Below are 15,506 nucleotides of genomic sequence, written 5' to 3' on the forward strand. Positions count from 1 at the left end.
CAAATTCCCCTTTTTCTTATTTTGCTACGCTTTGTGCCTGAACGGCTGTTAACGCTACTACATTAACTATATCGTCAGCTGTACATCCTCTTGACAAGTCATTTATAGGCTTTGCAAATCCCTGACATATTGGACCAATTGCTTTTGCATTTGCAAATCTTTGTACTAATTTATAACCTATATTTCCTGATTGTAAATCTGGGAAAATTAATACATTTGCTTTTCCTGCAACTTTACTATCTGGAGCTTTTTGATCTGCAACTGACTTAACTATAGCAGCATCTAATTGTAATTCCCCATCTATTAATAAATCTGGTCTTAATTCATTAGCTTTCTTAGTTGCATTTCTAACTTTATCTACAGCTTCATGATCTGCGCTCCCCATTGTAGAGAACGATAACATAGCAACTCTTGGTTCCATATCGCATAGTCTTTTAGCTGTTTCAGCTGTAGCTATTGCAATTGCTGCTAATTGATCTTCAGTTGGATTTGGATTAACTGCACAATCTGAAAATAAAAGTGATCCTTCTTCTCCATATTCTGATGCTGGAACTTGCATTATAAAGAAACTGGAAACTACTGATACCCCTGGTGCTGTCTTTATTATTTGAAGTCCTGGTCTAAGTAAATCTCCTGTTGTATGAATAGCACCTGAAACCATTCCATCTGCGTCATCACACTTCACCATCATTGTTGCAAAATATAACGGATCTCTAACGATTCTATTAGCTTTTTCCATTGTGATACCTTTATTTTTTCTAAGGTCATAAAATGCATTAATGTATTTTTCTAAATCATTAGATTCCTCTGGATCAATTATTTCTATATTAGAAACATCCACATCTATATCATGAGCCTTTTTCATTATTTCTTCTTTATTTCCTATTAAAATCGGATTTGCTAACCCTAATTCATATATTTTTTGTGCGGCTGTCACATTACGTTCTTCATTACCTTCTGGCAAAACTATATTTTTCTTATTTGCTTTTGCAGATTGCCATATTTTTTTCATAAGATCCATAATTCTTTCTCCTTTCATTAATTGTAAATCTATATTAATAATATACTCCTTTGTGTATGGTCTTTTCAACCATAAATATAGAATTCATTAGATTTGTAATAATCTAAATTATCTGATAATAAGCCTTCAAATTAGTAATACCGTCATTATATATTTTTTGATATAAAAATTAAATATCTATTATTTTTTATGTTAAACAAAATATTATCAATTTATTTAGTATTTACAAAATTTCACATTAATATAATAACTTTTTACTTGATTATCACCTAATATAATTATATAGTATACTATTGATACATTAAAAATTATAATACATATACAAAGGAGATGATTACCATAATAACAGGCATAATAACAGAATATAATCCATTTCATAATGGGCACAAATATCATTTAGAGCAAGCAAAAAAAGACACTAGCGCTAATAGTATAGTTTGTGTAATGAGTGGTAACTTTATGCAACGAGGAATTCCAGCATTAATCGACAAATGGAAAAGAGCAGAGATTGCTGTAAAAAATGGTGTAGATTTAGTATTAGAACTGCCGCTCGTTTACTCTGTCTCATCAGCTGAACATTTTGCTTTTGGAAGTGTATCTTTATTAAATAGATTAAATATTATTGATAACTTATATTTCGGCAGTGAAAGTGGAAATGTAAATATACTAAAAGATATATCAGAAATTCTTATTAAAGAACCTGATGAATACAGACTCTCTTTAAAAAATAACCTATATAAAGGGCTTCCTTTTCATATAAGTAGATCAAATGCATTAATTGAATATTTTAAAAACGACAATATTAAAGATGTTTTATCTAATTCAAATAATATCTTAGGCATTGAATATATTAAGTCCTTGATGAAATTAAAAAGCAATATAACTCCTGCAACTCTTAAACGTGAAGGTGGTACTTATAATAGTACTCAGTTAAATTCTAACTTTTCCTCAGCTACATCAATAAGAAAGCATTTAAGAAATAGTAGCGTAGATATGATAAAAAATGAGGTTCCTATGGAAACATATAAAATTTTAAAAGATTTAAGTTTTTCAGGTTATCCATTTATATTTGAAGAAGATATATTTAAATATATAAAATATAAATTACTTTTAGATGGAAATTCTCTTTCAAAAATTCCTGATGTTTCTGAAGGTTTAGATAATAGAATACTTAGCAGTATATTAAAATGCAACTCTTTAAATGAATTAATATTAGAATCTAAAAGCAAACGATATACTTATACAAGATTAAATAGAATTTTAACTCAATATTTTTTAAATCTTGAAAAATATGATTTATTTAAACTGACAAAATCTCCAGCACCTTATGCCAGAGTTTTAGCTTTTAATTCTAATGGAAAGAGTATTCTAAAGAAAATAAAGTATAACAGTGATATTGAAATAATAACTAAAATGCCGAAAAAAAATTTAAATGAACATCTAGAAATAGATATTCTTGGCACAAAAGCATACTCCCTTTTAAATAATAAAATCAATCCTATGGATGATTATTTAAAAAGTCCTATCATAATATAATTTAATTTAACATAACCATAAGATATATACATTTTAAATTTTATTTTTAATTAATTATGTATCAAAGTAATTATTATGTTTTGATAAAATCTATTTTAATCTATAAAATTTTATCTTAATTCTGAGGTGATTTAATGTATACTGCAATCTTATGGTTATTTATTATTGTTTTAACTATTATATTAATTAAACTCTTAAACATAAAAATCAATGTTTTAATCTGCATAAGTATTTCTGTTTTAATAGTGCTATTTGCTGCAAATATAAACTTAAGTTTAAATGCTGCTATAGAAGGAAGTAAATTATGGTATAAAGCCATTTTACCCACCACATTTCCTTTTGTTGTAATATGCAATCTTCTGATTTATTATGATGGCATAAGTTTATATTCAAAAATACTTGGTCCATTAATTTGCAAACCACTTAATTTGTCTGAAAATTGTTCTTTTCCTATAGTAGCAAGCTTATTGTGTGGTTATCCACTTGGTGCTAAATATTGTGTTGATTTATACAATATGAATTATTTAGATAAAGAAGAATATATAAGGCTATTGAATATTGCATCCAATGTTGGTCCAATTTTCCTAATAGGTTCAGTAGCCACTGCTTTATTGAATAATGTATACTTTGGTTACATACTTCTAGCATCTAGTTATTTATCTATTATTTTTATAGGAATAATTACAAAAAAAAAGAGAACCTCATCTAATAAAAGTTCTCTTCGCTTAAATAAAAAATGTGATTTTAATTTTGGAACAGCTATTAAAAACTCAATTGAAAATGCTATAAATACTACTTTATCAATAGGTGGTTTTATAATAATATTTTCAGTAATAATAGCACTAGTAAAAAATAGTTCTTCTATACATTCTTTATGTTCATATATAGAAAACATATTAAGTCTCCCTTTTGATGCCATCTATGGATCATTCCTAGGAAGTATAGAAATTACTAATGGATGCAGTATATTATCAAAGATAGATTTACAATTACCATTAAAAATAAGCATAATAAGTTTTTTATGTTCTTTTTCTGGATTAGCAATAATAGCTCAAGTAAGTTCCTTTGTTAGTTCAACTAATATAAAATACTCAAGATATATATTTATAAAGTTTATTCAAGGTATATTCAGCTTTATTGCAACATTTATACTTATGAACCTTTTACCAACTACTGCTTATTCTTCCTCAATCATATTACATTCACACTTCAGTATTTTTTATATGTTTACACCACTTTTATTGCTGCTTGTACTCACAATTATATTAAAAGTAACAAATAATTTATTTTTTCATGCTTCTTAATTCTTTTACATTATCTCTTATAACATCACATGCACCAGTAAGACTTATGTCAATTTCTTTTGCTGCAATTTCAAAACTTGCTTGCATGTTTCTAATTAATTTTATTTTTTCTTCTTCTATAGCTGAATCTAACTGACTTAGCATTTCATCTGAGTAATCTCTTGAACCAAGTCTTATAGCTTTTGCGTCTCTTTGTGCAGAAGCTATAATTTCTTGTGCACGTACTTTTGCTTCTTTAACAATATCATGATTTTCAACATTTTGCCTCATCATAGCCATTGTTTCTTTTCTAAGTGCATCATACTCTTTTTTTGCTTCGGTAAGTATTCTTTCTCTTTCATTCATTACCCATTCTGCTTTTTTAAATTGGTCTGGAAGATAATTAATTATTTGATCTACTATTTCTATTATTTCTTTTTTATCTACCATAACCTTACTACTCATAGGAACCTTCGGTGAATTATCAACTATATCCTGCAAATATTCAAGTAGCTCTATTATATTTACATCTATTTTCTCCATAAAAACACCCCTTATACTTTGATTTTATCAATAACATTCTGAAGAATTTCCTTTGGAACAAGTCTTTCAATGCTACCATTAAATTCTGCAATCTGCTTAACATTTGATGAACTTATATGTAAATATTCCGGAGATGACATCATACATATAGTTTCTATATCATTATTCAATTCTTTATTTATAATTGCCATTTGCATTTCATACTCAAAATCACATGTTGTTCTTATTCCTTTTAAAATAACATTAATATTTCTTTCCTTCAAAAAATTAACCAATAATCCGTCAAAACTTACTACTTCCACATTCTCAATATCGCTAGTTACTTTTTTTATTAACTCTACTCTTTCATCAATATCAAACAAGTGCTTCTTTTCAACATTAATTAAAACCGCCACAATTATTTTATCAAAAACCTTTGATCCTCTTCTTATTATATCCAAATGTCCATTGGTTATTGGATCAAAGCTTCCTGGATAAACAGCTATTTTCATATTTTAATTCTCCTCATAATATTTATAGTAACATACTGTTGTATTTCCATATTTCTTACTTTTTAGTAATTTAATTTTTGAATATCCTTCATATATTTCTTCAATACTATCTATTTTAGTTACTATTATTCCCTCTTCCTTTAACATATTATTTTTAACAATAATTTTAATTGCTTCTGGAATCATTTCTCTACAATAAGGTGGATCTATAAATATTATGTCAAATTTTTTATTCTTGTTAGCTAAACTATTCATCCCGTCATAAGCATCTGTCTTAATAGGAAAGCAGAAATCTTCAAACTTAAGGTTCATAACATTTTGTTTTAACAGCGGATACGTAGCATCACTTTTATCAAATAAATAGACTTCTTTAGCACCTCTGCTTGCTGCTTCTAATCCTAAACTTCCAGTTCCAGCAAATACATCAAGCACTACTCCATCAGGAATATATAATTGAATAGAACTGAACATTGCTTCTTTAACTCTATCTAAAGTTGGTCTAGTTTCCATAGTAGCTGGAGGTATCAATTTATGTCCTCTTGCTTTTCCTGCGATTATTCTCATTTTTCCTCCTAGGTTACAATAACTTTCATTTAATATATTATTTTATATATTGCATAAGTTTAAGATAAATTACCATTTATCTTAAACTTTACATTATTAATATATTAACATATTCTTGTATATTATTTCAATTTAATTGAAACAAATATATCTACTATTATTATCTAAACTTTTCATAATTTCATTCAACAGTTCTATATTTTCTTTTGTATCGCTCTTTATAACTTCATTTGCCTCAATTCTCGCACACCTTAAAATATTTATGTCTTCATAAAGATCAGCTAAAACGAATCCTGCATCTCCGCTTTGTTTTTTTCCAAACATTTCACCTGATCCTCTTAATTTCAAATCTTGCTCGGCAATGAAAAATCCATCATTGCTTTCAGTCATTATCTGCATTCTCTTTTTAGTTACATTGCTTTTAGCCTTTGCAATTAATATACAAAATGATTCATATTGTCCTCTTCCAACTCTTCCCCTCAATTGATGCAATTGGGCTAATCCAAATCTCTCAGCATTTTCGATAATCATAACTGAGGCATTAGGCACATTAACACCAACTTCAATAACTGTTGTTGAAATTAAAACTTTTGTCTTATTTTCTTTAAAACGAGTAATTATTTCGTCTTTTTCACTTCCCTTCATTTTTCCATGGAGCATCTCAACTTCCACATTTTTGAATACACCATTTTTAACCTGTTCATATATAGTTTCAACTGAATTCAATTGTTCTTTTTCATCTTCTTCTATAAGAGGACATACAATATATACCTGTCTACCTTTTTTTACTTCTTCATAAGCTAGTTCATATGCAAACTCCCTGCTTATGTCTTGATAAAATCTAGTATCAATTGGTTTTCTACCTGGTGGTAATTCATCAATTATTGATACATCCAAATCAGAATACAAATATAAAGCCAAAGTTCTTGGAATAGGCGTAGCTGTCATGACTAAACAATCTGATTGTTTTCCTTTATTAATCAATCTGCTTCTTTGCTCCACTCCAAACCTGTGTTGTTCGTCTGTAATTATAAGCCCAAGATTTGAAAAATCAACATCTTCTTGAAATAATGCATGAGTTCCAATAAGTAGCATTGGGATATTCTCTTTTATTTTTTCTTTAATTCTCCGCTTTTCTTTAGCCGATGTTCCGCCTGTTAAAAGCTCTATATCTATATTGAATCCTTCAAACATTTTTTTAGCTTCCAAAAAGTGTTGATTTGCTAAAATTTCTGTAGGCGCCATAAATGCACATTGATAATTATTTTTAATAACGTTAAAAATCGCAATCAACGCAACTATTGTTTTTCCACTTCCAACATCTCCTTGAACCAATCTATTCATAGGTGCATGTGCCTTTTGATCTCTTAGTATGTCTCTTACAACTTTTGTTTGAGCATTTGTAAGTGGAAATGGTAATTTTTCTTTAAATTCTTTTAATTCATCAACCCATTCAAATGAAATACCTTTAGATTTATTTTTTAAGTTCTTCTTTAAAAGCAATAGCTTTAATGAATATGTAAATAGTTCTTGAAACTTCAATCTGTTTTTTGCTTGCTCCAATTTTTCTTTGCTTTGCGGAAAATGTATTTCTCGTATGGCATTACCTAAAGAAATAAGGGAGTATTTTTCGATTATTTCTTTAGATAAATTTTCTTTAATCTCTGTTTTAGATAATATTTCATGAATAAGTTTTTCAAAAAGTTTATTGCTTATATCACCCTTCAATGGATATTTGGGTATTATTTCACTAGACATAGCTTCCTCACATGCAATTACCGGTGCCACTACCTCTAATGTTTTTCCAGCACGCTTGAATTTTCCCATGAGGTTGTAAGTTCTTCCTTTTATAAAATTATTTTTCATATACTTTTGATTAAACCATTTTGCATAAACTTTATGATTCTCATATTCTAGCTCTATAGTTGTCAATATTTTTCCAGTTTTTGTTCTTATATCTGGTCTAAATGATACTACCGTACATTCTAAAATAATTTTTTCTTCACCATCTATGATATCAAAATCAGTATTTCCACCTACAAATTCATAATCTCTTGGAAAATATAACAGAATATCTAATATATTAAAAATTCCACATCTATTTAATTTTTCAGTTGCCTTAGGTCCCACGCCTTTTAAAGAAGATATATCACTATATATATTCATATAAACTCCTCCAAAACAAAATAAAAGCCTATTCTCAAACTATATTTATAATGAAATAATTTTTCATTATGTCATATTAGGCACATCAAAAAAATAACTAGCAACTTACTTTGTTATTTTATTTCATGTGCCTAAATTTCATAAATACAATATTGAGATAGCCTTTTTAATTATTCTACTGACATTAAGAAATAGTATAAAGGTTGGTTTCCTTTATAACCTTGTATATCTAAATCTTCATATTTTTCTTGTAATTTATCTATAAATGAATTAGCTTCTTCTTCACTAACTTCTTCTCCATAATAGACAGTTATAAGTTCACTATCATCATCTATCATCTTATCTATTACATTTTCTGCAACAGATATTTTATCTTCTCCAACTTCTTTTATTTTTCCTTCTACAAGACCAAGCATATTACCTTCTTTAATCTCTATTCCATCAATTTCTGTATCTCTAACTGCATATGTTACTGAACCTGTTTTAACAAGCTTAATTGTTTCATTTAGCTCATTAACATTATCTTCAACTTTTGCATCTGGATTAAATACTGTAACACAAGCTATTCCCTGTGGTATTGTTGTAGTTGGTATTACATGAATATCTCTATCACTTATTTCCGCTGCTTGATTTGCTGCCATAATTATATTTTTATTATTTGGCATAATGAAAATATGTTTTGCATTTATTTTATCTATTGCATCTAACATATCTTGAGTAGATGGATTCATTGTTTGACCACCTTCTATAACGTAATCAACACCTAGATCCTTAAATATATCAGATATTCCGTTACCCATAGCAACAGTAATAAAACCATATTCTTTCATTTCTTCATGTATTTCATTGCTTTGAACTTCAACCATTTCTTTTTCATTAGCTTCAATTAAAAGTTCTCTATGTTCTTCTCTCATATTATCAATTTTTATTTTTGATAATTCACCTATAAGAACGGCTTTAGATAAAACGGCTCCTGGATCATTAGTATGAATATGAACTTTTATCACATCATCATATCCTACAACAATCATTGAGTCACCCATATTTTCAATTTGACTTTGAAGTTCATTAGCTCTTTTTGCATCTCCAAGAACTATGAACTCAGTACAATATCCGAACTTAATTTCAACATCTTCTGTTGATTCTGCTCCAACTTTAGCTGATCCACCTGCAATTATATCCTTAATTTCTGCTTTAATATCATCCTTTAGAGCTTCGTGCATTCCTTGTAATATTATATAAAGTCCCATTCCACCTGAATCAACTACTTTTGCCTTTTTCAGAGCCGGTAAAAGTTCTGGTGTTTTATCTAGCATTACCTTAGCAGCCTTTGTTATTTCATCCATAAAAGCTACTATATCTTTTGCCTCACTTGCAACAGCTGCTTCTGATGTTGCTCTTATAACAGAAAGTATTGTCCCTTCTGTTGGCCTCATTACTGCCTTATATGCAGCTGCTGATCCTTCATAAAAACCTACTGCAAATTCTGCTACATCAACTTCTTCTTTTCCTTCTAATCCCTTAGATATTCCTCTAAGAATTTGTGAAAGTATAACACCTGAATTTCCTCTAGCCCCCATTAGTGCACCCTTGGCTAATTTCTTAGAGATTTCTCCTATAGAATTACTGTTCATATTTTCAATTTCTTTTACAGCTGCTTTAAATGTCATAGACATATTTGTTCCAGTATCACCATCTGGTACTGGAAATACATTCAATGCATTTACAAAATCACTTTCCTCTAGTAATCTATTGCTTGCATTTACAACCATATTATAAAAATCATGGCCATTAATCTTTTTGTATTCCATTATTTCAGTTCCCTCCTAGACTCTAACCGCTTGCACATTTACTGTTATAGCTGAAACTTTAAGTCCAGTATAATTTTCTACATTATAACGAACCTTTTGAATAATGTTATTAGATATAACCGATATTTTTGTTCCGTATTCAACCATAATAAATAATTCTATCTGCAATCTATCGTCATCTGTTAATTCTATTTTTACGCCTTTGCTTAAATTTTCTATTCTCATTAATTCCCAAAGACCTTCTGTAGGACTTTTAGAAACCATTCCAACTACTCCATAACATTCCATTGTTGAAAGTCCAACAACTTTAGCTAAAACTTCCTCAGAATAATTTATATTTCCGTTTTCATTTGAAAATCCAACCATTCATATTCCTCCTAAAATATTTTATATCTTAACTTATATTCTATCTTAGAACACATTTTTATTCAAGTATTGTTTATATTCCTTATAGTTTTATATATAATTGCATTTTAATTTAGATAGTAACTAATTCATAATTATTTACTATAATAATATAGTGCTAACCATACTGTAACTAAATATAATTCCTAGTTATAGTATTTACATATTTGCATTAAAAATTACTTGCCTAATATAAATTCCTATGATATAATTTATCCTGTCCTATTGAAGATGATTATCTTTGCAATATAAGGAGGTGTTTTCTAATGGCAAGAAGATGCGAAATCTGTGATAAGGGTGTTGTAGCAGGTGTACAATACAGCCATTCACATCGTCAATCAAAGAGAACTTGGGCTCCTAACATAAAGAAAGTAAAAGCTTTAGTTAACGGAACACCAAAAACTGTTCATGTATGTACAAGATGCCTTAGATCTGGAAAGGTTGAAAGAGCAATATAGTTCATAATAAAAAATGCAATTGTTGTCCCAATTGCATTTTTTATTTTTCTCATTTTTATATCTAGAGCATATGTACACTCTACAATACTACTTTTTCCTAAAGAATTTTATTATATTTGAAAGAAATTTAGGTAACTTAAAAGCGATTATTTTCATAAATATAAATCCTCCTAAATATTAAAATATAAAATGAATTATAAAATATCTCTCTATTTTAAATATATCAAAATTCATCTTATTATATTAATATTCAGAAGGACATTAAAATGTTCCTTATTTTTTTAATCAATTGAATGAATAATCAATAATTCCCCTTCATCGAAGCTAATCTCTATTGGAGTATCTAGAAATTCATTACATATAGCTCTTGGATCTAACAGATGCATATCATATCCATCATATATATTATATTTTGCGCCTTTAACCTTAAAGTTTTTAACAACATCAGTAAAAGCATGAAAACCTATATTTTCACCATATTCTCCATGCAAAGTCATTTTTTTCTGTGCAAGATATATCTTGTTCTTATCATCTAAAACTTCTATTTCAATACCTTTTTTCTTATATGTTAATATGAGACCTAAATTTCCAAGCATGTGATCAACTCTACTGCCAGTACCACCAAATAAGTATATTTTCTTAGCTCCCCTTTTCACACCTTCTATTATTGCAATTTCTGTATCCGTATAATCCTTCTCTGGAGGAAATTCAATAATTTCTTTTACTGTTTTTCTCATTTTTTCTAATATATCCTTATTGCTGGAATCAAAATCACCAACAATTAAGTTTGGAGTTATATTGTATTTATAAAGGCATTCACATCCACTATCTGCCGCAATAATATAATTTACTTTATCAAGGTATTTTTCTAATAGCTCTTTCGAAGGCGGATTCCCCCCACTTATTATTGCTATATCCAAAATTTTACCCCCTTAATTTTTTTATATTTGCCTCTATATTTCCACCATTAAAAACAGCTGATCCAGCCACAATAACATTTGCGCCTGCATTAATAATTTCTTTTACATTATTCTTATCTATCCCACCATCAACTTCTATTAATAATGTTGGATTTATTTCATAGCTCATTTCTTTAACTTCTTTAATTTTATTCAATGTATATGGTATAAATTTCTGGCCTCCAAATCCCGGGTTTACAGACATTATTAATACCATATCAAGACTTCCAATTATATCTTTTAAAACACTTACTGGAGTCCCAGGATTTAATGACACTGCTGCTTTTTTCCCTTTTGATTTTATATAATTTATACTTCTATCTATATGTCTATCAGCTTCATAATGTATTGTTATTATGTCAGCTCCAGCCTCTATAAAATCATCTATGTACCTTGAAGGTTCTTCTATCATTAAATGAACATCAAAGACCTTTTTTGTTTTATCTCTTATTGATTTTATAACTGGTAATCCAAAAGAAATATTGGGAACAAAATTTCCATCCATAACATCTATATGAATAAAATCAGCTCCTGCTTTATCTATCTTTTCGATATCTTCTCCTAATTTAGAAAAATCAGCTGATAATATTGATGGCGCTATTTTTACCATTTATTTTTTTCCTCCTCTATTATCTCTTCTAATGTCTTTACATAAAAATTATACCTGTATTTATTTATTTTTCCTTCTTCAACAGCTTCTTTAACAGCACATTTAGGTTCTTTATTATGTAGACATCCTCTATATTTACAACCTTCATTATACTCTATAAATTCAGGAAAACAATATTTTAGTGAATCTTTATCCATCAGATCTCTTATCTCTAGTGTAGAAAATCCTGGCGTATCTACTATATAACCATCTTCTATATCTATAAGTTCACTATGCCTAGTTGTATGTTTCCCACGACCAAGTTTTTCGCTTACAGATCCAGTTTCCATATGTTCTTTTTCTGAAAGTTTATTAATAAGTGTAGATTTTCCTGCTCCTGATGGTCCACAAAGTACAGTAATATTACTTTTCATCTTTTCTTTAAGAATATCTATTCCAATACCTTTTTTTGCATTAATATATAAAACCTCATATCCTATATCATTTATTCTTTTCTTTATTTCTTCTCTTTCTTTTTCATCAACTAAATCTATTTTATTTAAACAAACTATTACATCTATATTATTATATTCACAAAGAACTAAAAACTTATTTAATAGATCAAAATTTATATCTGGATTTTTAATTGCAAAAACAATAAAAGCTAATGATACATTTGCAACAGTAGGTCTAAGTAATTCGCTGCTTCTTTCATGTATCTCTTCTATAACACCTTTTCCTTTTTCTATGGCGATAGTTACATTATCACCTACCATAGGCTTTATATCTTTATGTCTAAATTTTCCTCTAGCTTTACATTCTATTATACCATTTTCTGTTTTAATATAATAAAATCCACCTATACCTTTTATTATTTTTCCATTCATAAAATTCCTCCAAATTTCTTCTAAAAATATAATGTAAAAGAGAGGCATTGGCAAGTCTGCCTCCTCTCTAATTACATGCTTAAATTATTTTATTGACCTGATTGGTTTAATGATGGATCATCCCATGGGCCTTCCGGTGTATTACCTCCTGGCGTTGAGCTTGAATCACCATTATTTACATCATTTCCACCATTCCCAGTATTACCACTATTATTTTGATCATCTCCTGGGGAATTGGTATTACTATTATTATTGTTGTTATTATCTCCCGGTGTTGTTTCACCTGTATTTCCATTCGAATTATTATTATTATCTTCTACATTTCCATTTTGCTTATTGTATTTTCCAACTTTTATTGTTATAGTAGTACCTTCTTCAACTCTGCTTCCTGAAACAGACTGGCTTAGCACTATACCATCTTCTATAGCATTTTTAGTTGTTACTTGCTCAACAACATACTTTAGATTTACTCCTGCTAAAGTAGATATAGCATCACTTTCAAGTCTTCCAACAACACTTGGAACTGTGACAAATTTAATTTCAGGTCCTAAACTTACAACTACTGTGATTACTTGATCTTCTGAAATAACTGTATCGGGTGCTGGATCTTGACTTATAATCTGACCTTTAGCTACGCTACTACTATATTGTTCTGTTTTACTACTAATTTTTAAATTTAAAGATTTTAACTTTGTTTCAGCCGTATTTAAATCATCTTCTCTTAAATCTGGCATTTTAAGATCTTCCTGTCCACGGCTAACAACTACCCTTACTTCACTTTTTTCCTTTACCGTAGTTCCTGCCTTTGGATTTGTCCTAAGTATAGTTCCTTCGGGTTCATCACTTGATTCTGTTTCTGCTTCTACTAATACCAGATTTATAGCTTCAAGTTCACTTTTTGCTTCATCAACATTTTTACCTTCTAAATTAGGTACTTCAACTTCTTTACTACTCAAAGAGCTGCTGCCAGAAAACATATTAACTGCAAATGCTATAAGCCCGAATAGTAATATCACCCCGCCTATTGATAATGCAATTTTTAATATCCTCTTATTTCTTTTTCTTGACACTATTCTTTCCTCATCATCGTCGTAGTCGTCATAATCCTCATCGTCATCATCATAGTCATCATCATTATTATATTGATTTGAATTATTTATTTTTTGTTTCGAAATTTGTTCTGTTACAGCAGACATAACGATTGTATGTTGGCTAGAATCATCAACAACTTCATCAATTACAGCATTTGGATTATCCTTTATTTTTTGTAAATCATTAATAAATTCTTTTGCAGTTTGATATCTCTTGTTTGGATCCTTTTCTATGGCTTTTAATATTAAAGTATTTAAACTATCTGGTATCCTTGAATTAAGCGATTTAGGTGAAACTGGATCTTCTTGAATATGTTTTAATGCAATTGTAACTGCGCTATCTGCTTCAAATGGTAATTTCCCTGTTACCATTTCATACAACACTATTCCTAATGAATACAGATCAGTTCTGCAATCAATAAAAGATCCCTTTGCTTGTTCTGGTGAAAGATAATGTGCTGATCCCATTATTGTTGTTGTATTAGTAATTGTTGCAGAAGTTGTTGATTTTGCTATACCAAAATCAGTAACCTTCATAACTCCATCTTCTGTGACTAAAATATTTTGTGGCTTTACATCCCTATGAATTATATTATTTCTATGAGCGCAATCTAAAGCTTTAGCTATTTGAATTGCAACTGATATTGCAGTTTCATAATTCATTTTGCCAACTTGCTTTATTACATCCTTCAAAGTTTTTCCCTTAACATATTCCATTACTATATAATGTAAATCTTCTTGAGTACCTACATCTAAAATATTTACTATATTGTTGTCAGATAAAGTTGCTATAGCAGTTGCTTCATCTTTGAATTTTTTTACAATTTCTTCATTATTGCAAAATTCTTTTTTTAAAATTTTTACTGCAACAAATCTATTTAATTTATTACATCTAGCCTTAAATACTTCGGACATTCCACCTTCGCCTATTTTTTCTAATAGTTCATATCTGCCACCAAGTACAGTTCCATTCATATTACATCTCTCCTCCAAACAACAATACTGTTATATTATCTCTTCCACCATTTAGCTTTGCTTTCTCAACAAGCTTATTTGCCACAGAATTATATTCATTTTCTTGAAGAATAATTTCTAATATCTCATCTCTTGTTAATTCATTAGTAAGCCCATCTGAACATAATAAATACATATCATATATTCTATTTTTTATTGGGAAAATATCCACACTAACTCTGTGCTCTGTTCCTAAGGCTCTCGTAATAATATTCTTTTTAGGATGATTTACTGCTTCACTTTCACTTATGCTTCCACTATCCACCAATTCCTGAACCAAAGAATGATCTTTCGTAATTTTCTTCATTTCTTTATTGGAAATACTTATTCCAAAACAGCAACTATCACCAACATTAGCTACTTGTTCATAATCTTTAGTTATTAAGCATGCTGTAACTGTCGTACCCATTCCATTAAGATTTTTATTTGTTTTGGAATATTCGTATATACATTCATTTGCTTTTCCTATAGCTTCTATTAATAAATCCTCATTTGATTCTGATTTAAAATTATTTTGTACATAATTTAAGATTTCTGTTGTGGCCATTTTACTAGCTACTTCTCCAGCATTATGTCCTCCCATTCCATCCGCAACAACATATAATTTAAAATATTCATTTTCTACGTATGCAGCCGAATCTTCATTAAGGCTTCTTTTTAATCCTATATCTGTAACCAGTCCTACCAT

15 protein-coding genes are annotated in these 15,506 nt (G+C 28.9%); 3 read left to right on the forward strand and 12 right to left on the reverse strand.

The features are described 5' to 3' along the window. Positions 1 to 16: 16 nt before the first annotated feature. Positions 17 to 1,021: a phosphate acetyltransferase gene (gene pta, locus BN2920_RS15900; RefSeq protein WP_058295960.1), complete on the reverse strand. Its 1,005-nt coding sequence runs from the start codon at positions 1,019 to 1,021 to the stop codon at positions 17 to 19. Between the two features lie 330 nt (positions 1,022 to 1,351). Between pta and BN2920_RS15905 the strand changes: the two genes are divergently transcribed. Together BN2920_RS15905 and ylbJ are read left to right on the forward strand one after the other, a co-directional pair. Beyond that, positions 1,352 to 2,557: a nucleotidyltransferase gene (locus BN2920_RS15905; RefSeq protein WP_058295961.1), complete on the forward strand. Its 1,206-nt coding sequence runs from the start codon at positions 1,352 to 1,354 to the stop codon at positions 2,555 to 2,557. A gap of 134 nt (positions 2,558 to 2,691) precedes the next feature. Next, positions 2,692 to 3,861 carry a sporulation integral membrane protein YlbJ gene (gene ylbJ, locus BN2920_RS15910; RefSeq protein ID WP_058295962.1) on the forward strand — a complete coding sequence of 390 codons (1,170 nt, stop codon included), beginning with the start codon at positions 2,692 to 2,694 and terminating at the stop codon, positions 3,859 to 3,861. Here ylbJ and BN2920_RS15915 read toward each other — a convergent pair. The 6 genes from BN2920_RS15915 to BN2920_RS15940 form a co-directional block, all read right to left on the reverse strand. After that, the gene (locus tag BN2920_RS15915) at positions 3,841 to 4,383 is read right to left on the reverse strand and encodes a hypothetical protein (protein ID WP_058295963.1); all 543 of its coding nucleotides are present in this window, start codon (positions 4,381 to 4,383) and stop codon (positions 3,841 to 3,843) included. The two genes, ylbJ and BN2920_RS15915, sit on opposite strands and share 21 nt — an antisense overlap. Before the next feature lie 11 nt (positions 4,384 to 4,394). Then, positions 4,395 to 4,874, reverse strand: coding sequence for a pantetheine-phosphate adenylyltransferase (gene coaD, locus BN2920_RS15920; protein WP_058295964.1), 480 nt, complete (start codon positions 4,872 to 4,874; stop codon positions 4,395 to 4,397). 3 nt (positions 4,875 to 4,877) lie between these two features. Further along, entirely contained in the window at positions 4,878 to 5,438 is a 561-nt protein-coding gene (gene rsmD / locus BN2920_RS15925) for a 16S rRNA (guanine(966)-N(2))-methyltransferase RsmD (RefSeq protein WP_058295965.1), read from the reverse strand. A 132-nt stretch (positions 5,439 to 5,570) separates the two neighbouring features. After that, positions 5,571 to 7,604, reverse strand: a complete 2,034-nt coding sequence (gene recG / locus BN2920_RS15930; RefSeq protein ID WP_058295966.1) for an ATP-dependent DNA helicase RecG — start codon at positions 7,602 to 7,604, stop codon at positions 5,571 to 5,573. Positions 7,605 to 7,774: 170 nt separating this feature from the next. Then, positions 7,775 to 9,415 (reverse strand): DAK2 domain-containing protein, encoded by a 1,641-nt coding sequence (locus BN2920_RS15935; protein ID WP_058295967.1) that lies wholly within the window; start codon positions 9,413 to 9,415, stop codon positions 7,775 to 7,777. A gap of 15 nt (positions 9,416 to 9,430) precedes the next feature. After that, positions 9,431 to 9,781: an Asp23/Gls24 family envelope stress response protein gene (locus BN2920_RS15940; protein WP_058295968.1), complete on the reverse strand. Its 351-nt coding sequence runs from the start codon at positions 9,779 to 9,781 to the stop codon at positions 9,431 to 9,433. 305 nt (positions 9,782 to 10,086) lie between these two features. Between BN2920_RS15940 and rpmB the strand changes: the two genes are divergently transcribed. Then, positions 10,087 to 10,278, forward strand: a complete 192-nt coding sequence (gene rpmB / locus BN2920_RS15945) for a 50S ribosomal protein L28 (protein ID WP_058295969.1) — start codon at positions 10,087 to 10,089, stop codon at positions 10,276 to 10,278. Between the two features lie 281 nt (positions 10,279 to 10,559). Here the strand turns inward: rpmB and BN2920_RS15950 are convergent, their stop codons facing one another. From BN2920_RS15950 to BN2920_RS15970, 5 genes are all read right to left on the reverse strand, one after another. Next, a complete protein-coding gene (locus BN2920_RS15950) occupies positions 10,560 to 11,198 on the reverse strand; it encodes a thiamine diphosphokinase (RefSeq protein ID WP_058295970.1) in 639 nt (212 codons plus the stop codon). A 4-nt stretch (positions 11,199 to 11,202) separates the two neighbouring features. Next, positions 11,203 to 11,847 (reverse strand): ribulose-phosphate 3-epimerase, encoded by a 645-nt coding sequence (rpe, locus tag BN2920_RS15955; protein ID WP_058295971.1) that lies wholly within the window; start codon positions 11,845 to 11,847, stop codon positions 11,203 to 11,205. Next, a complete protein-coding gene (rsgA, locus tag BN2920_RS15960; protein ID WP_058295972.1) occupies positions 11,841 to 12,713 on the reverse strand; it encodes a ribosome small subunit-dependent GTPase A in 873 nt (290 codons plus the stop codon). The genes rpe and rsgA overlap by 7 nt, the downstream gene beginning before the upstream one ends. An 89-nt stretch (positions 12,714 to 12,802) precedes the next feature. Beyond that, the gene (pknB, locus tag BN2920_RS15965) at positions 12,803 to 14,779 is read right to left on the reverse strand and encodes a Stk1 family PASTA domain-containing Ser/Thr kinase (protein WP_058295973.1); all 1,977 of its coding nucleotides are present in this window, start codon (positions 14,777 to 14,779) and stop codon (positions 12,803 to 12,805) included. 1 nt (position 14,780) lies between these two features. Continuing rightward, a complete protein-coding gene (locus tag BN2920_RS15970; RefSeq protein ID WP_058295974.1) occupies positions 14,781 to 15,506 on the reverse strand; it encodes a Stp1/IreP family PP2C-type Ser/Thr phosphatase in 726 nt (241 codons plus the stop codon).

The organism is Clostridium neonatale, assembly GCF_001458595.1.
Taxonomy (GTDB): Bacteria; Bacillota; Clostridia; order Clostridiales; family Clostridiaceae; genus Clostridium; species Clostridium neonatale.